We start from the raw sequence: 21,904 nt of genomic DNA, 5'->3' as shown, positions 1-21,904 counted from the left end.
TGAAAACTCCCATCCTTTTCTTATTTTCTATAGATGGTTAGCTATATAATTCGGGCATTTACCAAAGTGTCAAGATCGAATACTACCAAGCTCTTAAAATAATCTATTTACTCTTTAACCCTTTAATCGATTTTCCCCCTCAAAAAACGATTGAACAAAGCAAAAAGAAAACAGTCAAGCAGGAAAAACCTCCTGCCTGCTCCAGTTTATTGTTCTTATTTCTCTACGAAATTTCCTGGTATATATAAAACTTGCCCTTCATAAACATCTTGATTTGCTTCCATTCTATTTTCTTTCAATAATGTATGGATATTGACATTATAACGATTACTTAACTTTTCTAATGTATCGCCTTGCTGAACAATACAAACTTTCACTTTTGTATGCTTCTCTTCTTCTTTTCTAGCAAAAAATTCTGTAAAGGTTAGAGATTTTGTTTTACTAAATAGCCCTTTTTTCTTTTTTGGTTCTTCATTAGGAGAAGATGATGATTCTTCTAATTTCTCTTCTTCCAGTAAAAGTTCTTCCTGCTTCGATTCAGATGAAGATTCTTGTTGTGGCTTTTTAAATACATCTTCTGCAGAATAGACATTTTCCTCACCTCTGAATAAAGAAACCTTCATCTCAGGTTCTGAAGAGGTAATCTCTTCTTCTCTAGTTTCCTCAGAAAAATAAGGTACTTTAGCATTTTCATTCGTACCCCAATCATCCTCTTCTTCTGGTGACTTTCTAACCTCAAGTTCGAATGGGGAATACAAATCATCGTCTTCTGCCTTCTCTTCACGCTGTTCTTCTAAAAGTGGACTGACATTTTGAAATGGACTAACAGCTATTTCAATAGGTTCTTCTATTGATTCATTTCCATTTTCATCCTCATCCACTGAACCTCGCCAAGCTAATTCTAGTTCTTCTTCTACATTCTCTTCTTCAACACTCTCTTCTTCATCACTCTCTTCTTCTTCAGAAGCAAGACCTGAAATAGTTAAATCTGCTGTCAAATTCAAACAGCTTCTTTCCGGGAAGACATAATCAAAAGTATCAATCTCAATTTCAACATCTTCAAGACTAGTGACTCTCGAAAGGGGCATGGTAATATCCACCGGAAAATGGTGTAAAAATTCACACACTCCTTCCTCTCTTTCCATTATTGAATGAATTAATTTAGGAGCCTTAAAAGCCTCCTCTTCTTCTTGTTCCCCTTCATTAAAGCGCTTGTATTCACCACTTAACTCTAAAGAGCCTTGAATGATAATATACTGATCGTTCTCTTGGATTGTTATATTGGGATCAAGTGAAATGGAAAGCAGATCCTCTACTTCCTGTCCTTTTTGAAACCAGACGGACTCTTCCAACGAAAACCGCAAAATAGACGAATTTTCTTGAGACAAAGCGACTCCTCCTCTCATTCCTTTCACGTATATATCACTATTGTCTTTAAAAACTTATGATTGTCTGTAACACTTTATGAATATTTCTTTCATTTGTTTGTCTTAACAATAGAGGAAAATAGACTATTTCCACTTGATTAATCTTATTTTTCAGAATTCATACACCAAATTGTTAAAACTAATTGCTTTTTCTAGCCCTTTTTTTAGTAAAGGTTTTATATAATAAAAGCAGATTTTACAAGTTATCAAAATTATTTAAATTGGAAATGTAGACCAATTTAGATTTTTTATCTAAAAAGGAGGATCTATTATGGCTTTTCCCGTGCTAATGTATCACGAAATAAGAAAAGAAGAAGATTTTCATGCAACCGAACAGCATCCAATCGATGTAAAGCAAAATTATAAAGATTTCTTGCCTTCTCCACTTTTCATAACACTTGAAAAATTTGAACAGCAAATGGAGTATTTATTTATCAATGGTTTTCACCCTTTAACTCTAAATGAAGTAAAAGCATATTACGAAGGAGGTCCTTTACCGGAGAAATCTGTATTACTTACTTTTGATGATTGCTTTCAATCCATAAAGGAATATGCGTATCCAATTCTAAAAAAATACCAATTTCATGCAACAGCTTTTGTTGTAACAGGGTGGCTGCATGATAGTAAAAGACAATTTGAAAAAGAAAAATCTGTCTGCTTATCCATAAACGATTTAAAGGAAATGGCTGATGTTTTTGAATATGCCAACCACACTCATTGTATGCATGTCCGAACAAGTGAAACAGAAAGTTTATTAATGACATCTAGTAAAGAAGACTTTGCTAAAGACTTAGATGAATGTAATAACCATTCACTAATCGAGCATAAAAATGTATTCGCCTATCCATTTGGACTATTTAACGAATCCAATGTTTTAACTTTAAGAGAAAAAGCGTTTAAACTCGCCTTCACTTGTGAAAATGGTCACAATGATAGAAAAAATGATCCACTTTTATTAAAAAGAAATGCTATTCCCTATTTAATGGACTTAGAGACATTCAAAAAAATCATTACAAATTAGGAGAAAAAAGATGAAAAAAATAATGACGCTATCCTTATTAATCGTATTTGTTTTACTTTCTGCTGCTTGTGGAAAGACTGCTACAACCGAAACAGATAAAAACGAAAACAGCAACACAGAAAAAACATCTGGAGAAGAGCTAACCATCGGAATATTGCCGGCAGAATCGGCGATACCTATTATTTTAGCAGAGGAAAATGGATACTTTGACGAAGAAGGAATAGATGTATCCATAAAATCCTTTTCTTCGCCAACAGATCGAAATGTTGCAATTCAAGCGAATGAACTAGATGGTACAATCGCTGATGTGATGACAGCGGCAGCATTTATGGAAAATGGAATTAATATGAAGATTACTTCCGATATAAGTGAAGATTTTAAAATCCTCTCCTCTCCTAATTCAGGAATTACAGAGATGAAAGATTTAAATGGGAAAAATGTTTCGTTAGTGCCGAACTTTATCTTGGAATATATTATGGATGATTTCGCAGCTAAAGAAGACTTCACCTATAATATCGTGGAAATCCCTTCTTTTTCTGGTCGTGCAGAAGCGCTGATGGCAGACAAAGTAGATGGAGTTGTATTTACAGAACCACAGGCTAGTATGCTAGTTAGCCAGGGAGCTCACCTTTTAGGTAGCTCAACAGATGCAGGAATTAAAGGAGGGACGATTCTTTTTTCAGATGAAATGATTTCAACCAAATCAGCGGACATCAAAGCTTTTTATAAAGCGTATAATCAAGCAATTGACTATATGAATAATACGAAGGCGGAAGAATATGGAGATATATTAACTAAATATCAATTCCCAGATGCAATGAGCAACTATTTATCAACAAAAGATAGCTTTCCTTATGCAAGTATAGTTTCAAAAGATACCTTTGATTCGATTGTTCAGTGGACGAAAGATAAAGGGCAAATTACGAAAAACTATTCTTATGAAGATTTAACAGACTTCACATTGTTACCGAATTAAACCAAAAAGAGGCTGGGACAAAACTAAATAACTAATCTTTAAAGACGAGCAATCTTTAATTTAGCTTTTATATAAAGCTACTTTCTCATGATGGTTATCTATGTTTTTAAATATAGCTAAGTATAAAAACTAAGTCGTTCCATTACGCTACAGACGCACGATGCGCCGGGGAGGACGCTCCATTTCACTTCGTTTTTAAACCTTTATCTAAAAAAAACGAACGTTTATGCAATTTAATTACATAAACGTTCATTTTTGTTTTCGGTTGAAATGCTTATGTCCAAGCCTCTTTATTTATGATTCCAAGGGGTAACTTTTAACTCCAATTTATCTAATATGATAAATAACAATAAACCGATACATCCTAAGGTGACGATCCCTGCAAACATTTCTTCATAATTCATTTTCGTCCATGCACTGATTATATAATAGCCAATTCCATAAGTTGTTGCATAGTTTTCTGCAAAAAATAATGTTGCTAAACTAATGCCAATACTAATTCTTATCCCTGTAAATATGGAGGGAAGTATGCTCGGGAAAATTAAGTAGATTAATTGCTGGTAAATTGGTGACCGAAAGCCGTGCATCACTTTATAATAACTTGCTGGAATTTGTAATACACCATCTCTAACCGATAAAATGATTTGAAAAACAATAATCCAAATAATTAGGGTAATTTTAGATTGGTTTCCCAGCCCATACAAAATCATAAATACAGGTAAAAATGCTACTTTGGGTATTGGATATATATAATATAGAAAAGGTGATAACAAGGTATTAATCTTCTTATTTTTGCCTAAAATAAACCCCAATGGAATTCCTATTAACAAAGAAATAAAAAGAGCAATGGTAATTCTCAGTAAGCTCGCTCCTGCATGCAGAAGCAACATCCATTTTTCGTTCCATATATAAGTAACTGTTAAAATGGGTGATGGGATGGTATGTGACTGTACTAAAAAATAGACAATATACCAAAATAGAGTGACACTTATAAAGCCTACGATTAGTTGATTTCTAAAGACTTTCCGAATGATTTTCTTCATTATTATACCGCCGCTAATTTTCTTCGAACTTCAATACAAGCTTTATAAAAAGACAAATTTTCTTTCGCTTTTTCTACCCCGAATAGCGGATTATAAATAGTCTCGATGTCTCCATTATCTTTTAGCAATAGAATATACTCACCAAGAAGTACTGCTTCTTCTATATTATGAGTTACAAAAAGTAATGTCGTTTGTCTTTTTTTAATCTGCACATATATTAGCTGTTGAATTTGTTCTTTTGTCAGTTCATCTAATGTAGAAGTCGGCTCATCCATTAACAACAACTCAGGCTCATTAATTAATGTTCTTGCTAATGCTACCCTTTGCTTTTGTCCACCACTTAACTCTGCCGGATATTTATGCTCCATTCCACTTAATCCAACTTCTCTTATTAGTGCTGTTACTCTTTCTTTGATTTCCTGTTTCGTTTTCCGTTTATCTAATTTCAACGGCATCGAAACTGCATCGCGAACTTTTAGCCAAGGAAAAAGACCTAAGTCCTGAAACATAAAACCAATATCCTTGCTAGGTTGCTGAATTCGGTTTCCTTCGATTAACACTTCTCCTTCAGTTGGGATCAGGAAACCTGCTAAAAGGTGGAGAAGTGTACTTTTTCCAACGCCTGACTTACCGATTAATGCATATGATTTACTCTTTTCTAGAGTTAAATTTAGCTTTTTTAAGATTGTATTATTTTCATAAGTAAAACTAACGTGCTGCATCTTTACAAATGAATCCATGAAACATCCCTTCTTATCGCTTATTACTAGTTGCATCATATCATATTAGTCACCTTCATACAGTGGCAAAAAATCGACAGTTCTAGATAATTCGGAGTAAATAAGAAAATGTCTTTTGCTTAATTAATTTCTACATAAAAAAAAATGAAAGAAACTGGGCACTTAAGTATTCCAACCAAATATAAACCCAAACAATTTTACGGAGATGTTAAAAACATTCGTATAATTGTTTGGGTTTTTAAATTTTTTAAAATAGACGGTTTTTGCTTATCACCCGCAACCTAAATACATTTCGCTTTCCATAGGATGGGGCAATCGGCAAGCCTCCCCGACGCATCGTGGGTCTGTAGCGCAATAGAACGACTTAGTTTTTACACGTCCATTTTGTCCTAGACTCTTTTTTTAAAAACAATAATCTTCTAAAACAAACTCGTTTTTAAGCTTTCAATGTAGAAAAGGCATGTTTAGCTGCATGAATGGTTTGCTCAATATCATCATCCGTTAATGCAGTTGACAAGAACATCCCTTCAAATTGAGACGGTGGTAGAAAGATGCCTTGTTCTAACATGCTATTATAAAAGCTAGCAAAGTAATCAAGATTGGATGTTTTAGCACTTTCATAATCTTTTACATCTTCATTGGTAAAAAAGAACCCAATCATAGATCCCGCGCGATTTACTGTAAACGGAATTTCATATTTCGCAGCAGCTTCTTTTAAGCCTTCTTCCAAACGATCTGCTTTTCGGATAAATTCTGTATACGTTTCTTTCGTTAATTGAGATAATGTTTCAAACCCTGCTGTCATAGCAAGTGGGTTACCCGATAAGGTGCCTGCTTGATAAATAGGACCGCTTGGGGCAATTTGATTCATAATTTCTGCTTTTCCGCCATATGCACCAACTGGTAATCCTCCGCCAATTACTTTACCTAAACAAGTAATGTCAGGTTTAATGCCAAAATAACCTTGTGCACAACCATAATCCACGCGGAAACCTGTCATTACTTCATCAAAAATAAGTAAAGCGCCATATTCTGTTGTAACATCACGCAAGCCTTGTAAAAAGCCTGGTTTCGGTGGAACAACACCCATATTTCCTGCAACTGGCTCAGCAATAATGCCTGCAATATCTTCTCCATATGTAGAGAATGCATATTTAACACTTTCTAAATCATTATAAGCAACGGTAATGGTATTCGCAGCAATGCTTTCTGGAACTCCAGGGCTATCTGGTAAACCTAGTGTTGCTACACCTGAACCTGCTTTAATAAGCAAGGAATCCCCATGTCCGTGATAACATCCTTCAAATTTAAGAATTTTATTTCTGCCGGTATAGCCTCTAGCTAAACGAATAGCACTCATTGTAGCTTCTGTACCAGAAGACACCATGCGAACGATTTCGATGCTAGGAACACGTTCTTTCACAAGAGCAGCAAGTTTGTTTTCAATTAAAGTTGGCGCCCCAAAGCTAGTACCTTTTTCAGCAACCTTCTTAATTCCCTCTACTACTTGATCGTCAGCATGCCCTAAAATAAGAGGTCCCCATGATAATACATAATCAATGTATTCATTGCCATCAATATCATAAATTTTAGAGCCTTTCCCAGAATCCATGAATACTGGATTTCTTTTAACCGATTTAAAAGCACGAACGGGGCTATTTACACCACCTGGCATTAATTCTACTGCTTCTTTATATGCCGCTTCTGATTTTTGATAGGAACGCATTATGACTTCCTCCCTTATTGTTCTTTTAGCATACGTGCTACATCTTTAGCAAAATAAGTAATAATTAAATCTGCCCCAGCACGTTTCATGCTAATCATCGTTTCCATAATTATTCTTTCTTCGTCAATCCAGCCATTTTGTGCTGCCGCTTTAACCATGCTATATTCACCACTAACATTATAGGTAACAATTGGCAAATCCCATTCATTTTTCATGTCTCGAACAATATCAAGATATGGAAGACCTGGCTTTACAATAAGAAAATCTGCGCCTTCTGCAACATCACTTTCCGCTTCTCTAAATGCTTCAAGACGATTAGCAGGATCCATCTGATATGCTTTACGATCTCCAAATTGAGGTGTACTATCAGCTGCTTCTCGGAACGGCCCATAAAATGCTGATGCGTATTTGACACCATAACTCATAATAGGAATATCCAAAAATCCGGCTTCATCCAACCCTTTTCGAATTGCTGCTACAAAACCATCCATCATATTAGAAGGTGCAATAATATCTGCTCCAGCAGCAGCTTGGCTAATTGCTGCTTTCACAAGCAATTCTAGAGACTCATCATTTAATACTCTTCCTGCTTCAATTACGCCACAATGTCCATGGCTCGTATATTCACATAAGCAAGTGTCAGCAATAACAATCATTTCAGGATAGTTCGCTTTGATGTACTTAATTCCTTCTTGAACAATACCATGATCATGAAAGGCTTGTGTTCCACATTCATCTTTTTCCTTTGGAATTCCGAATAATAACACAGATTTGATTCCAAGCGCCTGTACTTCATCCATTTCTTCTTTTAAACGGTCAATCGAAAACTGATAAATGCCAGGCATTGAAGAAATCTCACTCTTCACATTTTCTTCTTCTGTTATAAATATCGGATAAATTAAATCATCGATATGTACATATGTCTCTCTAACTAATGCTCTCATATTAGCAGATTGTCTTAATCTGCGATGACGTTTGAATTCAACCATTTTTTCTTGCCTCCAACTTAATTTGTTAAATACTGCACTAAATGTTCTAGAACGCTATCTGTTGTATAAGGCTCCGCTGTTATTGTTACAGGTAAACCATAGGATTCCAATGTTTCTGTCGTAATCGGTCCAATGCTAATAACAATACAACTTTCCAAATTATTCATTAACTGATATTTTTTTATCACTTGCATAAAATGTTGTGCGGTGGAAGAACTGGTAAAAAGCAATATCTCTAAATCATTCTTCTTTACCTCTTCCACAAGCAGTTCTTCACTCTCTTTCGGAAAATACGTTTCATACAATATGGCTTCATCCACTTGCAAACCGTCTTTCCTTAATGCTTCTGCTAGAAATTCTCTCGATTTATTTCCTTTTACTATTAAGATCCGCTGATTCTTTTCGGTAATGGTAACGAACTCTTTTGCAAACTGTTCTGCAACAAATTGTGACGGAATGAAATCAGCTTGATATCCATGTTCAGAAACAGCTGCTGTCGTCTTTTCACCAATGACAGCAATTTTAGAGACAACTGTTAATTCTACTCTGTTTATCTCTTTAAAAAATGCCTCTACACCGTTACGACTTGTAAAAACAAGCCAATCATATACTTGGCATTTTAATGAAACAATCACTTCTTCAGGAAGAGGTTTTTCTCGAAAAGCGATAAGTGGCACTTCAACTGGAATTCCACCTAAATCGTTAATCCGCTTTGATAATACACTTGCTTGTTTTTTAGAGCGGGGAACGAGAATTTTTTTTCCTAGAAGGGATTTAGCCATCTATTATATTCTCCTCTTTTAATCGATCAATTAATGCTTTTGCACCTTTTTCTGTTAAAATGGCAGCTGCTTGTTCCCCTACCTCTAAAGGGTTTTTCCCTGTAACTTCTTCCTTATAAATTTGTTTCCCATCAGGTGAAATGACTAATGCTGTTAATGCCACTTCATCATCCTTAACTTGTGCAAAGCCAGCTATTGGCACTTGGCATCCGCCTTCCATGCGCTGCAAAAATGCTCTTTCCGCGTAAACAGTGCGAGTCGTCTCCTGGTTTGACAACTTGCTTAAAAGCTCTAGCACTTCTTTATCATCTTCGCGACATTCAATAGCAAGTGCACCTTGCCCCACTGCAGGCAAACATACTTCCGGATCTAAAAACTCCGTTACTACATCGCTTGTCCATCCCATTCTTGCTAATCCAGCAGCGGCTAATATGATTGCATCATATTCTTCTGTGTCTAGCTTGCTAAGACGAGTATCGATATTTCCGCGAATCCATTTGATTTCAAGGTCAGGTCTAACAGCAAGTAATTGTGCACCTCTACGCAAACTGCTTGTCCCAATGATTGCACCTTCTCTTAGCTCCTTTAGAGGAATATGGTTCTTACTTATTAAAGCATCACGATAATCCTCACGCTCTGGAATACACCCAATTGTTAGCCCTTTTGGAAGGATTGCAGGCATATCTTTCATACTGTGTACAGCAATATCAATTCCCTTATCAAGCATACTTTGCTCTATTTCTTTAACAAATAGCCCTTTTCCCCCAACTTTAGATAAAGTGACATCAAGAACAACATCTCCCTTTGTCACAACTTCTTTTACTTCAAAGTCAAAAGAAGAATCTAATTTTTTCAGCTGATTAATTACCCAATTCGTTTGAGTAATGGCTAGCTTACTTTTCCTTGATCCAACAATTATTTTGCGCATTAACAGTACCTCCAACATTGATTCCTTTATGTACTTTCCATTTAATAATGAAAAGTTGAAAAATTGCCTACTAAAAAGAAGTTAATAAGCATAATAAAAAAACTGGCAATATTTAAGAGGGCAACATTTTTCCCCCTTAACTTTTTTGAAACACGTAAATACAAAAAACTGCTATAGACTAATAGCACAATGAACGAGCTGATAATTTTCGGATCATACCAAAGAAAGTCTGGTCTTTGGATAATAGCCCATTGAACACCAAGAATTAAGCCAATTAATAACAATGGTACACCAAAGACGCTTAATAGGTAAGATATATGTTCTAATTTGGCCAAATCTGCAATCCTCATTACTCGTTTTCCCCATTTTTTCTGTTTTAGTAAATCATATTGAATACAATAGAGGACAGAAAAAATAAATGAAATTGTAAACATCCCATACGCTAAAATAGCCGCTGTTACATGTATGAACAGCAACTCCGATACAACCTGCTCTGCATGTGTAAGAGCAGAATCACGTGCAGGAGCAAATGTATGTATTGCCATAATAACAAATCCAAGGACATTCGTAAAAAACACGATAAAATCAATTTTCAACCATTTATTAATTACTAAAGAAAAGGTTACCAATACCCATGAATAAAAGTAAAGCCCTTCCATGATAGTTAAGATTGGGAATCTATTCATCTCCACTATATAAATACTTAAAAAAGACGATTGCAAAATCCAGACAAATAAAAGTAACCAGAAAGCTACTCGATTTGCTCTCTGGTTATTATGCAGAAAATCAAAAAAATACAATAGCACAGATAAAGCATAAAGAATAATCATGAATTCATGAAGTCTAGTCATAAAAATATCCTGCATCGACATTCCCCTTCAAACATAAAAGATCCTACTAATACCCCAAGTCTTCTATAACTTAATATAGGCTTATTTCTTAATCCTCCACTATATTTTAACCGATGAAAAGAAAAGTGAAACGACCATCCGCAGAGATTTTTTTACAGGATAGCAATTTAAAAAGCAAACTTTCCGTTTAATAGAGTAAAAGCATTCATTCGTTATATTTATCACACTTGAATGGACGGCTGAGTGATTGGAGAAAATGCTTCTTTCTCGTCTTCCTTTACGACATTATTCGATTCTTTTTGTGTATCGGCTTCTAAATTGAAGATTTTCATAAATAGCTGCATCGATTGGTCAGCATCTGGAAGTGCCGCAAGTTCCTTCGCTTGAAGAATCGGATCCTTTAACATTTGATTCACAATACTTTTCGTATGCTTATTTAAAATCTTTCTCTCTCTTTCACTTAAATGAGGGAGCTTTCTTTCTAGGCTTTTCATTGTTTCACTTTGAATAGCTAGGGCCTTTTCCCGAAGTGCAGAAATGACTGGCACGACGCCTAATAAATGAAGCCATTGATTAAATTCAATAATTTCCGCTTCTATCATAATCAATATCTTTTCTGCTTCTTTTTGGCGTTCTTGGAGGTTTGCTTCTACAATTCCTTCTAAATCGTCAATATCATAAAGAAATACACTTTCTAATTCAGTTATTTCAGGATCTAAGTCACGTGGGACCGCAATATCCACCATAAACAACGGATTACCTTTGCGGATTTTTTCAACTGCCTTCATCAATGCCTTTGTGATAACGAATGTGTTAGACCCAGTTGAACTAATGACAATATCTGCATCAATTAATGCACATTGCAGCTCATTCATCGGTTTTGCTTGCCCTTCAAAACGATCTGCAAGTGTTTCCGCTTTTTCAAATGTGCGATTTATCACAGTTACATTTTTAGCACCGTTGCTATACAAATTCTGAATAGCAAGCTCGCCCATCTTTCCTGCACCTAAAATGAGAACATTCTTATTTTGCAAGGTACCAAATATTTTTTTTGCCAATTCTACTGCTGCATAGCTTACAGACACAGCGTTTGCGCCAATCTCTGTCTCTGTGTGTGCTTTCTTTGCAAAAGTAATAGCCTGTTTAAATAACTGGTTAAACACTGAACCAGTAGATTTAATGGATTGTGCTGTCAAGAAGCTTGTGCGAATTTGGCCAAGAATCTGTGTTTCTCCGACAACCATTGAATTTAAACCACAAATAACTTGGAATAAATGATTTAAAGCTCCATCTTGTTCATACACAAATAAATAAGGAACAAACTCATCTTGTTCCAACTGAAACCATTCTGCTAAAAATTGCTTTATATAATATCGACCAGTGTGAAGCTGATCAACTACTGCATATATTTCCGTGCGATTACATGTTGAAATAATAATATTTTCTAGTATACTTTTTTTATTTTGTAATTGATTCATAGCTTCCCCTATTTGCTCTGAATCAAATGTTAAACGTTCACGAATTTCTACTGGGGCCGTTTTATAATTTAGTCCGACAGCTACTATATGCATTTTACCTAATGACACCCCCAAAAAGTTGTTCTTACCTTGTTAATCATAAAGAACATTTTAAAAACCATTTATATAAATAAATTAAATTATAATAATTATTAACACGTAGTTATTATAACAAAATCATTTCAAAAATGGGAAACATTTTGCCCTATAAATGTGAACAAATTGTGAATTCGTATGGTAAGATATAGTATTAATAACAGTAAAAGAATTATACTTACGTTATTTACTAGTAATAGTTTATACTTCTTTTATAAAATTATCGTTGTAATCTTAGTTTTTTTGTTAAATATAGTACTTTACTCATTGTACAGTAACAAAAATCTTCTATGTATTCAAGCTGAGTTTTTTGGAAGTGGAGGAAATAATGAAAACACAAAAATGGTTCTCCGGTATCGTATTAATTGGTTTTGGATTTTATTTTATCTTAAAAGAATTTAATATTACCATTCTACCCAATCTATATACATGGCCAACCCTATTAATTATTATTGGGATTGCCTTTCTTTTTCAAGGCTATAGTGGGAAGGATTATGCTGTCATTTTACCAGGTGTGATTTTAACTGGCTTTGGCTTACACTTTCACTTAGTGAATAAGCTTGCAATCTGGCCAGATCACACAGGTACATTTATTTTAATTATTGCTCTTGGCTTTATTCTTCAAAATCAGAAAATGGGGCAGGGAATGTTAAATGGTCTTCTATTTCTCTTGTTAGCTGTTCTTTTGCTTTTTTATCAAGAAATTCTCGGCTCGTTAACATTCTTAAAGATTAGTCCACATACTTTAAATAACTTGATACCCATTCTATTCATCATCGTTGGGGGATATTATTTAGTATCGAAAAAGAGGAAATAAAAGTGTTATACATAATACAAAATGGCTACGGTCATGATTGTAGCCAGAAAGTTAAATCTATACATCTATACTAAAATAAAAAATCGACTCACTTTTCAACTAGTTATGCTAGCTGATGTGAGTCGATTTTTTATTTATTTGCTAAATGTTCTAGCAGAGACCAAACTTTATCTTTTCCTTCTCCCGTTTCGGATGAGAATAGGATTAAGTAATCATCTGCACTAAGCCCTAATGTTTCTTTTGTTACTTTTAAATGTTTTTGCCATTGTGATTTTGATATTTTATCTGCTTTTGTAGCAATTACGACACATGGTATTCCATAATGCTTCAAGAAGTCATACATTAAAATATCATCAGCAGTTGGCGGATGGCGAAGATCTGTAATTAAAACAACTGCTTTTAACTGCTCTCTTGAGGTAAAATACGTTTCAAGCATTTTTCCCCAAGCTTCTCTTTCTTTCTTAGAAACTTTTGCATAACCATAACCAGGTACATCAACAAAGTGCAGGATTTCATTGATTAAATAAAAATTCAATGTTTGTGTTTTTCCCGGTTTGGACGAAATGCGAGCTAACGCTTTTCGTCCAAGCATACGATTAATAAAGGATGATTTCCCCACATTCGATCTTCCAGCTAAAGCAAACTCTGGTAGATTTCCTTCTGGATATTGATTGGGTTTTACGGCACTAATTACTATTTCTGCTTGATTAACTTTCAAAGATTTACACTTCCGTTCAACGCGTGTTTTAATACTTCATCTACATGTGAAACTAAAATAAAGTCTAGTTCTTCTCTTACACTCTCAGGAACATCGTCGATATCCTTAGCATTATCTTTTGGTATGATAATGGTCTTTAAACCGGCACGGTGAGCACCAAGGGATTTTTCCTTTAATCCTCCAATTGGCAGAACTCGTCCTCTGAGCGTTACCTCTCCTGTCATCCCTACTTCTTTCTTGATAGGTTTGCCAGAAAGAGCAGAAACAAGAGCAGTTACCATTGTAATCCCTGCAGATGGTCCATCCTTTGGTACTGCACCTTCTGGGACATGGATATGAATATCATATTTCTCATGGAAATTCGCGTCAATTCCTAGCTCTACTGATTTAGAACGAATATAGCTAAATGCAGCTTGAGCAGATTCCTTCATTACATCACCTAATTTTCCGGTCAAAACTAATTTACCTTTTCCCGGAGCCAAAGATACTTCAATTTGCAAAGTATCTCCCCCAACTGTCGTATAAGCAAGGCCAGTTGCAACACCAACTTGATCTACTTCTTCTGCCTGACCATAATGGAAAATAGGCTTACCAAGGAAATCTTCAATATTTTTAGCAGTTATCACTACTTTTTTCTTTTCACCTGTAACAATCATTCTTGCCGTTTTGCGGCAAATGGTTGCAAGTTGTCTTTCTAAAGTACGGACTCCTGCTTCTCTTGTATATAAACGGACAATTTTTTGGATGCCATCTTCTCTAATTTGAAGCTGAGATTTAGATAATCCATGGTCTTTAATTTGTTTAGGCAATAGATGATCTTTCGCGATATGAATTTTCTCGATTTCTGTATATCCAGCAATTGAGATAATTTCCATTCTATCACGCAATGGCCCAGGTATGGTAGCTAAATTATTGGCTGTAGCAATAAACATAACCTTCGATAAATCATATGTTTCTTCAATATAATGATCGCTAAAATTATGGTTTTGCTCAGGATCAAGTACCTCAAGCATAGCAGAGGAAGGATCTCCACGGAAATCATTGGACATTTTATCGATTTCATCTAATAAAAATACTGGATTAATCGTCTCTGCTTTTTTCATTCCTTGAATGATTCTTCCTGGCATTGCTCCAACATAAGTTCGTCTATGTCCTCTTATTTCCGATTCATCACGCACTCCACCTAAAGAGATGCGAACAAAATTACGGTTTAAAGAGCGTGCTATAGAACGCGCAAGACTCGTTTTCCCGACTCCAGGAGGTCCAGCTAGACAAAGAATAGGGCCCTTTAAAGAGTTTGTAAGCTTTTGTACGGCTAAATACTCTAATACCCTTTCTTTTACCTTTTCAAGTCCATGATGGTCGTCATTCAAGATTTTTTCCGCTTTAATTAGATTCAAATCATCTTCTGTTGCATTCGTCCACGGTAACGCTAATAGCCAATCGATATAATTGCGGATGACAGAGCTTTCTGCAGAGGTGGAAGGAATTTTTTCATACCGATCTAATTCCTTTAAAGCAGTTGCTTTTACATGATCGGGCATTCCTGATTCCTCAATTTTTTCAAGCAGTGTGCTTACTTCACCACTTTTTCCATCTTTATCGCCTAGCTCTTTTTGAATAGCTTTCATTTGTTCCCGTAAATAGTATTCCTTTTGTGTTCTTTCCATGGATTTCTTTACACGTTGACCGATTTTCTTCTCTAAATTTAAAACTTCTTTTTCGTTTTGAATGATATCAATCACATAATTCATTCTTTGCTTATTGTTTAGCATTTCTAAAATCTCTTGTTTTTCTTTTAATTTAATGGGTAAATGAGAAGCAATAATATCAGCCATTCTACCTGGCTCTTCCATATCAGAAACTGTTGCATATGTTTCATGGGATATTTTTTTAGAAATTTTTATGTATTGCTCAAAATACTGCAGCATTGTTCTCATTAATGCTTCATCTTCTACATCTTTTGAAGTTTCTTCTTCGTAAAGGTGCAGACTTGCTGCAAAATATCCATCTTCCTCCATTAATTCTTCCAGCTCTGCTCTTTGTACCCCTTCAACAAGGACTCTTATTGTTCCATTTGGTAACTTTAACATTTGTTTTACTTTTGTTAATGTTCCAATTTTATATAAATCCTCTTCTTCGGGTTCGTCTATATCCATATCTTTTTGCATTGTTAGAAAAATTAAATGGTCTTCTACCATTGCTTTTTCGAGAGCTTGAACAGATTTATCACGACCTACATCTAAATGAAGTACCATCGTTGGATAAACCAGTAATCCTCGAAGCGGCAGGAGGGGGACTATTGTTTTTTTATTTTCCTCCATGACGTTGCACCTCCAGCTTAAAAAATCCCTTACTTTTAGCGCCTAATCGCACTATTTCTATCGATATAGGCATCCCTTGCATTCTAATGCTTTGTACAATTCTATCTCATTTATGAAAATGTGTCTATTAACTAGAGTTATTAGACAGTCCGAAAAAATAGAACTAATTTTTCGATTCCCCTTTTCTACTCTTCTTAATCTGTATTTTGTTTACTTAGATAGAATTTCACGAGGAGAAATAACTTTTAAAAGACATTATCCAAATAATGCATAGATCCATTTAAAATAAGCCTTCTCTAATAAAGTGGCTTATTTAGGTGGTTTCCATTCAAAAAAGAAAAATATCAACACCTATTCTCCTCTTTTTCATTATATAATAATCTTTTCATTTATTAAAATATAGGTTATATCTACAGGTTTTCTTTTATTATCTTCCCCCCATACATACGGCTTCACAAAAAACTGCCGACCAACTCTCTCTTAACTGAATTAGCCGACAGTGAAAATGCTTTTACTGAAAGCATTTTTTATGTAATATAAGGAATTAAATACTTTCTTTCTTTGTCCATGCAATTGTAGACGCTGGAATTGCTTCTTCCTTCCATTCTTCCTTAAGTAATGCATGCTCGATAACTTCATTAAGTGATTGAACCGGAACAATGGTAATGTCCTTTATTTCCTCCAATATAGCCTGCATATTCTCTTGTGGAATAATAACTTTTTGAACGCCTGCAGCTTTAGCTGCTTTCACTTTCGCTACTACTCCTCCAATCGGTTTTACTTTTCCATGAATACTAATTTCCCCTGTCATTGCTACTTTTCGATCTACCGGTTGCTTGTAAATAGCAGAATAAATACCAGTTGCCATAGAAATACCTGCTGACGGTCCATCAATCGGTATACCACCTGGAAAATTGACATGGATGTCAAATTGGTCTGCTGGAACGTCCATTGATCGTAAAACCGTAATAACATTTTCTATTGAACCCTTTGCCATGCTTTTTCTTCGAATCGATTTACCTTGTCCTCCAATACTCTCTTCTTCCACAATACCGGTAATATTGATGCTTCCCTTCCCATCTTTTGCCGGAATAACAGTTACCTCAATCTCTAATAAAGCTCCAATATTGGATCCATAAACCGCAAGCCCGTTAACTGCTCCAATAGTAGAATGTTTATTAATTTTTCTTTCCATTCTAGGAGAAAGCTGACTTGAATTAATAACCCATTCTACCTCATCATCCTTAATAAAGCTCCGCTCCTCACCTATCGCAAGGCCAGCGGAAATCTGAACCATATTAACTGCTTCTCTTCCGTTTCTTGCATACTCTGAAAGGGTATCGAGAGCTTTCTCACTTATGGACATATTCACTTTATCTGCAGCTTTTTTGCCAATTTTTATAACTTCTTCTTTTGTTAATTCTCTAAAGAATACTTCCATACATCTTGAACGAATTGCTGGAGGAATTTCGTTTGGTGTTCGAGTTGTTGCTCCAATTAGTCGAAAATCTGCAGGCAATCCATTTTTAAATATATCATGTATATGGGAAGGAATTTGTGTATTCTCTTCATTGTAATAAGCACTTTCTAAATAAACTTTTCGGTCTTCTAACACTTTTAAAAGCTTATTCATTTGTGTTGGATGTAGTTCTCCAATCTCATCAATAAATAAAACTCCACCATGAGCGTTAGTAACTGCTCCTTGCTTCGGCTGTGGGATACCAGCTTGTCCCATCGCTCCAGCCCCTTGATAAATCGGATCATGAACTGATCCAATCAACGGATCTGCAATACCCCTCTCATCAAATCTAGCTGTTGTAGCATCTAATTCCACAAACACAGAGTTTGGCTTAAAGGGTGACTTCTGGTTCTTCTTTGCTTCTTCTAATACCAGTCTTGCTGCCGCTGTTTTACCGACCCCTGGAGGTCCATAAATAATAACATGCTGTGGATTTGGACCACAGAGTGCTGCTCTTAATGATTTAATGCCATCTTCCTGTCCTACAATATCAGCAAAGCTTGTTGGACGTACTTTTTCAGAAAGCGGCTCTGTTAAGGATATGGCACGCATCTTTCTTAGCTGATCCATTTCTTTTTTTGATTCACGGTCAATCGAAACCTTTTGTGTTCTCTGACTCTTTAATAAGTTCCAGAAATAAAGTCCGATAATAATCCCGAAGAATAATTGTACAAATAAAGCGATCTCCGCCCAATTCATAAATAATACCTCCTATAATCATGTTGTTTTAGAACCTCACATATGTATGTCCCTTAAAAAATCTACAGATAGGGGCAAATCTTTCATTCACTCTTTTGAGTAGGTTCTTCGGTAAGCATGCGTGTATGTTCCTTTACTCTTTACATAAGAAGTGAGATAGCATGTCAATTCCGACATTTTTACCAATTAAGGATTATTGATTTACTATCTTAATGAATTATACAAAGATTGATGAAATGCTCATTTCCAATAAGCGTAGACACCAATGAAAGACCACATACCTAATAGTGCCTTGTCTTTAAAAAATAGTATCTCCTTCCCTTTGTTGGAATAAACAAGTTTTCATGGAAAAAATATGTGGAGTATGTAGAAATTTAAAGTGGAACTTCCAACAATGGTGGTTTTCCTTCTTAGTAGTTGACACAAGAGTACCTTATGGACAAGTATATTCACTATCTTCCTTGCGTTCTCATTAGCAAAGAGTGAAAGTCTACTGTCCAGTGCGATAAAAAAGGGGTTCTCTCCTATTGTTGTTGATGGGGAATAAAATCACATAAAAAAAAAGAGAATCAATGGTGGTTTACACCAAATGATTCTCTTTTATAACTGTTGTTATGCAGATGTTTTTGTTTCTTTCTCCACTACTGTTCCATCTTCTAAAACAAGTTTTGGAGATGCATTTTCCGTTACTGTTTCTTTTGTAATAATACATTTGACAATGTCGTCTCTTGAAGGTAAGTCAAACATTATATCTAACAAAATACCTTCAATAATAGATCTTAATCCACGTGCCCCTGTTTTTCTTTCAATTGCCTTCTTAGCAATTTCCTTTAGAGCTTCTGGTTCAAATTCTAATTCGACATCATCTAATTCCAGCATTTTCTTAAATTGCTTTACTAAAGCATTTTTTGGTTTCGTTAAAATCTCAATTAATGCCTCTTCGTCTAATTGTCCAAGACTTGCAATAACTGGAAGACGTCCAATGAATTCTGGAATTAACCCGAAGCGTAATAAATCTTCTGGTAATACTTTCGCAAGTAAATCTTTATCTTCCACTTCTGCCTTTTTACCATCTGAACCAAAACCAATTACTTTCTGACCTAAACGTCTTTTAATAATCGGTTCGATACCATCAAATGCACCACCACAAATAAATAGGATATTCGTTGTGTCAATTTGAATGAATTCTTGATGAGGGTGCTTTCTGCCACCTTGAGGCGGAACACTAGCTACAGTACCTTCTAGAATTTTTAATAATGCTTGTTGAACACCTTCACCAGAGACGTCTCTTGTAATGGAAGGATTTTCTGATTTTCGTGCAACTTTATCAATTTCATCAATATAAATAATACCTTTTTCTGCTTTTTCTACATCATAATCTGCAGATTGGATTAATTTCAAGAGAATATTTTCTACATCTTCCCCAACATATCCAGCTTCTGTTAGACTTGTTGCATCTGCAATAGCAAATGGTACATTTAATATTCTTGCTAATGTTTGTGCAAGAAGTGTTTTACCACTACCAGTTGGCCCAATTAACGCAATATTACTTTTTGATAATTCCACATCATCAATTTTACTATTTGAATTAATGCGCTTGTAATGATTATACACTGCAACAGAAAGAGCCTTTTTCGCTTGATCCTGTCCAATGACATATTCATTAAGGATATCGCGAATTTCTGCTGGTTTCGGTACATCTTTAAATTCTACTTCTTCTTCTGTACCTAATTCTTCTTCCACGATTTCTGTACATAGCTCTATACATTCATCACAAATGTATACACCTGGACCAGCAACTAATTTACGAACTTGATCCTGTGTCTTTCCGCAGAATGAACACTTTAACTGGCCTTTTTCGTCATTAAATTTAAACATGCCTTCACCCCTTAATACTTCTTTTTGTATATTTTTACCGTTACGGAATATTATTGGTTTGAAACAAAACTTACTTTTTTCAACAGTTATGTATTGAATTGTATCACATGATGGTAATGTACAGGAAATAATTCAGCTTGGGTAATCAGCCCTAATCATCCAATAACGGTAAAATGTATGTACTTTCTTAAGCATAACCAGATTTCGCTTCTTTAAATCTGGAAATATTATCTCTTGATTTGTCTGTATATTCCTGTACGGTAGAGTAACTTATATTATAGTTACCCATATTATATGTTATTTAACACTAATATAAAACTAAGGCACGAAATAGTCGCGCCTTAGTTTTTTTTCTTACTTCTATTATGCAACAGTTTTGCTGTTTTCTACAAGGAAATCGATTGCTTTTCTCATTTTAATGTCCATTTGTAAGTTTTCTACACCGCCAAGTGCTTGTTTAATAGCATCTACTGGCATATTGTACATTTGAGACATATTTTCAAGTTCAGCATTTACTTCTTCTTCTGTTACTTCAATATTTTCTGCTGCAACAATTGCTTCAAGAGTTAAGTTAGAACGAACACGTTTTCCAGCGTCTTCTTGCATTTGCTCTTTTAAAGCAGCTTCATCTTGTCCAGAGAATTGGAAGTATAATTCAAGGTTCATACCTTGCATTTGAAGACGTTGTTCGAATTCATTCATCATGCGATCAATTTCTGTATCGATCATTGCAGAAGGGATATCCATTGTTGCATTCTCAGAAGCTTTTTCTACAACCGTATCACGTACTGTATGTTCCGCTTGATGTTTCTTATCATTTTCTAGACGAGTTTTAATTTTTTCTTTTAATTCAGCTAATGTTTCAGCTTCTTCATCTACGTCTTTTGCAAATTCATCATCTAATTCAGGAAGTTCTTTTCCTTTGATCTCATGAATTGTTACTTTAAATGTAGCAGGCTTTCCAGCTAAATCTTCAGCATGGTATTCTTCTGGGAATGTAACTTCTACTTCTGTCGTTTCGCCAGTAGCAACTCCTACTAATTTTTCTTCAAATCCAGGAATAAATTGACCTGAACCAAGTTCTAATGAGAAGTTCTCAGCAGTTCCGCCTTCGAATGCAACTCCATCTTGGAATCCTTCGAAGTCCATAACAACTGTATCGCCTAATTCAGCAGTACCTTCTTCTTTTACTACTAACTCAGCTTGTTTTTCTTGCAATGCTTTAATTTCAGCTTCAACTTCTTCATCTGTAACAGTTGTTTCAACAGCAGGTACTTCTAACCCTTTGTACTCACCTAATGTTACTTCAGGCTTCACTGTAACAGTTGCTTTGAAAATTAATGCTTTTCCTTTTTCGATTTGTTCAACATCGATTTCTGGACGATCTACTGGCTCAATTTCAGTTTCTTCAATTGCATTTGCATAAGCTTCTGGTAAAAGAATATCAATTGCATCTTGGTATAAAGATTCAACACCAAAACGTTGTTCGAACATTCCACGTGGAATTCTACCTTTACGGAATCCAGGAATATTTACTTGCTTAACTACTTTTTTAAATGCTAAATCTAAACCTTCGTTTAATTTTTCTGCATCTAATTCAATTGTAAGAACGCCACGGTTCCCTTCTAAAACTTCCCATTTAGCTGACATACTATAATTTCCCTCCAACAATCTATTCTACTTTTTCATTACTTCTACTTAATGTATAGATAAACTTCTTTATTACTGTTTGAAAGCTATTTCAAACGAAAAAGCTCACACCTAATAATGGCAGAAAGTTATCTAGTAAGAAATAAACATATTCGCATTTTCTAAATGCAACCATTACATTATATCATAGGTTCTAGTTGTTT

17 protein-coding genes are annotated in these 21,904 nt (G+C 35.1%); 3 read left to right on the top strand and 14 right to left on the bottom strand.

The genetic code is table 11. The features are described 5' to 3' along the window. Positions 1 to 215: 215 nt before the first annotated feature. Complete coding sequence (gene spoVID / locus ACTNDN_RS00240) at positions 216 to 1,388, bottom strand: stage VI sporulation protein D (RefSeq protein ID WP_035416366.1); 1,173 nt, start codon at positions 1,386 to 1,388, stop codon at positions 216 to 218. 310 nt (positions 1,389 to 1,698) lie between these two features. On the opposite strand from spoVID, the gene ACTNDN_RS00235 reads away from it, so the two are divergent. Beyond that, the gene (locus ACTNDN_RS00235) at positions 1,699 to 2,448 is read left to right on the top strand and encodes a polysaccharide deacetylase family protein (RefSeq protein WP_441130392.1); all 750 of its coding nucleotides are present in this window, start codon (positions 1,699 to 1,701) and stop codon (positions 2,446 to 2,448) included. Positions 2,449 to 2,458: 10 nt separating this feature from the next. Next, entirely contained in the window at positions 2,459 to 3,424 is a 966-nt protein-coding gene (locus ACTNDN_RS00230) for an ABC transporter substrate-binding protein (RefSeq protein ID WP_031537068.1), read from the top strand. Between the two features lie 290 nt (positions 3,425 to 3,714). Here ACTNDN_RS00230 and ACTNDN_RS00225 read toward each other — a convergent pair whose 3' ends face one another. The 8 genes from ACTNDN_RS00225 to hemA all read right to left on the bottom strand — a co-directional run bounded on the left by ACTNDN_RS00225 (position 3,715) and on the right by hemA (position 12,054). Further along, positions 3,715 to 4,467, bottom strand: coding sequence for an ABC transporter permease (locus ACTNDN_RS00225; RefSeq protein ID WP_251627424.1), 753 nt, complete (start codon positions 4,465 to 4,467; stop codon positions 3,715 to 3,717). Between the two features lie 2 nt (positions 4,468 to 4,469). Then, positions 4,470 to 5,207 (bottom strand): ABC transporter ATP-binding protein, encoded by a 738-nt coding sequence (locus tag ACTNDN_RS00220; protein ID WP_235247781.1) that lies wholly within the window; start codon positions 5,205 to 5,207, stop codon positions 4,470 to 4,472. Between the two features lie 436 nt (positions 5,208 to 5,643). Next, the gene (gene hemL, locus ACTNDN_RS00215) at positions 5,644 to 6,933 is read right to left on the bottom strand and encodes a glutamate-1-semialdehyde 2,1-aminomutase (RefSeq protein WP_031537063.1); all 1,290 of its coding nucleotides are present in this window, start codon (positions 6,931 to 6,933) and stop codon (positions 5,644 to 5,646) included. A 14-nt stretch (positions 6,934 to 6,947) separates the two neighbouring features. Continuing rightward, entirely contained in the window at positions 6,948 to 7,922 is a 975-nt protein-coding gene (gene hemB, locus ACTNDN_RS00210) for a porphobilinogen synthase (RefSeq protein ID WP_031537062.1), read from the bottom strand. A 17-nt stretch (positions 7,923 to 7,939) separates the two neighbouring features. Further along, positions 7,940 to 8,704 (bottom strand): uroporphyrinogen-III synthase, encoded by a 765-nt coding sequence (locus tag ACTNDN_RS00205; protein WP_031537059.1) that lies wholly within the window; start codon positions 8,702 to 8,704, stop codon positions 7,940 to 7,942. Beyond that, positions 8,697 to 9,632, bottom strand: a complete 936-nt coding sequence (gene hemC / locus ACTNDN_RS00200; RefSeq protein ID WP_031537057.1) for a hydroxymethylbilane synthase — start codon at positions 9,630 to 9,632, stop codon at positions 8,697 to 8,699. The genes ACTNDN_RS00205 and hemC overlap by 8 nt, the downstream gene beginning before the upstream one ends. Before the next feature lie 41 nt (positions 9,633 to 9,673). Then, complete coding sequence (locus ACTNDN_RS00195) at positions 9,674 to 10,498, bottom strand: cytochrome C assembly family protein (RefSeq protein WP_031537056.1); 825 nt, start codon at positions 10,496 to 10,498, stop codon at positions 9,674 to 9,676. Between the two features lie 206 nt (positions 10,499 to 10,704). Further along, positions 10,705 to 12,054 carry a glutamyl-tRNA reductase gene (gene hemA, locus ACTNDN_RS00190; protein WP_031537055.1) on the bottom strand — a complete coding sequence of 450 codons (1,350 nt, stop codon included), beginning with the start codon at positions 12,052 to 12,054 and terminating at the stop codon, positions 10,705 to 10,707. A gap of 370 nt (positions 12,055 to 12,424) precedes the next feature. On the opposite strand from hemA, the gene ACTNDN_RS00185 reads away from it, so the two are divergent. Beyond that, positions 12,425 to 12,913, top strand: a complete 489-nt coding sequence (locus ACTNDN_RS00185; RefSeq protein WP_031537053.1) for a LiaI-LiaF-like domain-containing protein — start codon at positions 12,425 to 12,427, stop codon at positions 12,911 to 12,913. A 130-nt stretch (positions 12,914 to 13,043) separates the two neighbouring features. Here the strand turns inward: ACTNDN_RS00185 and yihA are convergent, their stop codons facing one another. The 5 genes from yihA to tig form a co-directional block, all read right to left on the bottom strand. Then, a complete protein-coding gene (gene yihA, locus ACTNDN_RS00180; protein ID WP_031537052.1) occupies positions 13,044 to 13,631 on the bottom strand; it encodes a ribosome biogenesis GTP-binding protein YihA/YsxC in 588 nt (195 codons plus the stop codon). Next, complete coding sequence (gene lon, locus ACTNDN_RS00175) at positions 13,628 to 15,955, bottom strand: endopeptidase La (RefSeq protein ID WP_441130386.1); 2,328 nt, start codon at positions 15,953 to 15,955, stop codon at positions 13,628 to 13,630. The genes yihA and lon overlap by 4 nt, the downstream gene beginning before the upstream one ends. 544 nt (positions 15,956 to 16,499) lie before the next feature. Then, on the bottom strand, positions 16,500 to 18,173 hold the full coding sequence (gene lonB / locus ACTNDN_RS00170) for an ATP-dependent protease LonB (RefSeq protein WP_031537050.1): 1,674 nt from the start codon (positions 18,171 to 18,173) through the stop codon (positions 16,500 to 16,502). A 612-nt stretch (positions 18,174 to 18,785) separates the two neighbouring features. Further along, the gene (clpX, locus tag ACTNDN_RS00165; protein ID WP_031537048.1) at positions 18,786 to 20,051 is read right to left on the bottom strand and encodes an ATP-dependent protease ATP-binding subunit ClpX; all 1,266 of its coding nucleotides are present in this window, start codon (positions 20,049 to 20,051) and stop codon (positions 18,786 to 18,788) included. A gap of 363 nt (positions 20,052 to 20,414) precedes the next feature. Continuing rightward, positions 20,415 to 21,701: a trigger factor gene (gene tig / locus ACTNDN_RS00160; RefSeq protein ID WP_441130383.1), complete on the bottom strand. Its 1,287-nt coding sequence runs from the start codon at positions 21,699 to 21,701 to the stop codon at positions 20,415 to 20,417. Between the last annotated feature and the right edge of the window lie 203 nt (positions 21,702 to 21,904).

Source organism: Niallia sp. HCP3S3_B10 (assembly GCF_052064465.1).
Taxonomy (GTDB): Bacteria; Bacillota; Bacilli; order Bacillales; family Cytobacillaceae; genus Niallia; species Niallia hominis.
Note: the sequence above shows the minus strand (reverse complement) of the source record. Positions and strands in the feature narration are given on the sequence as shown.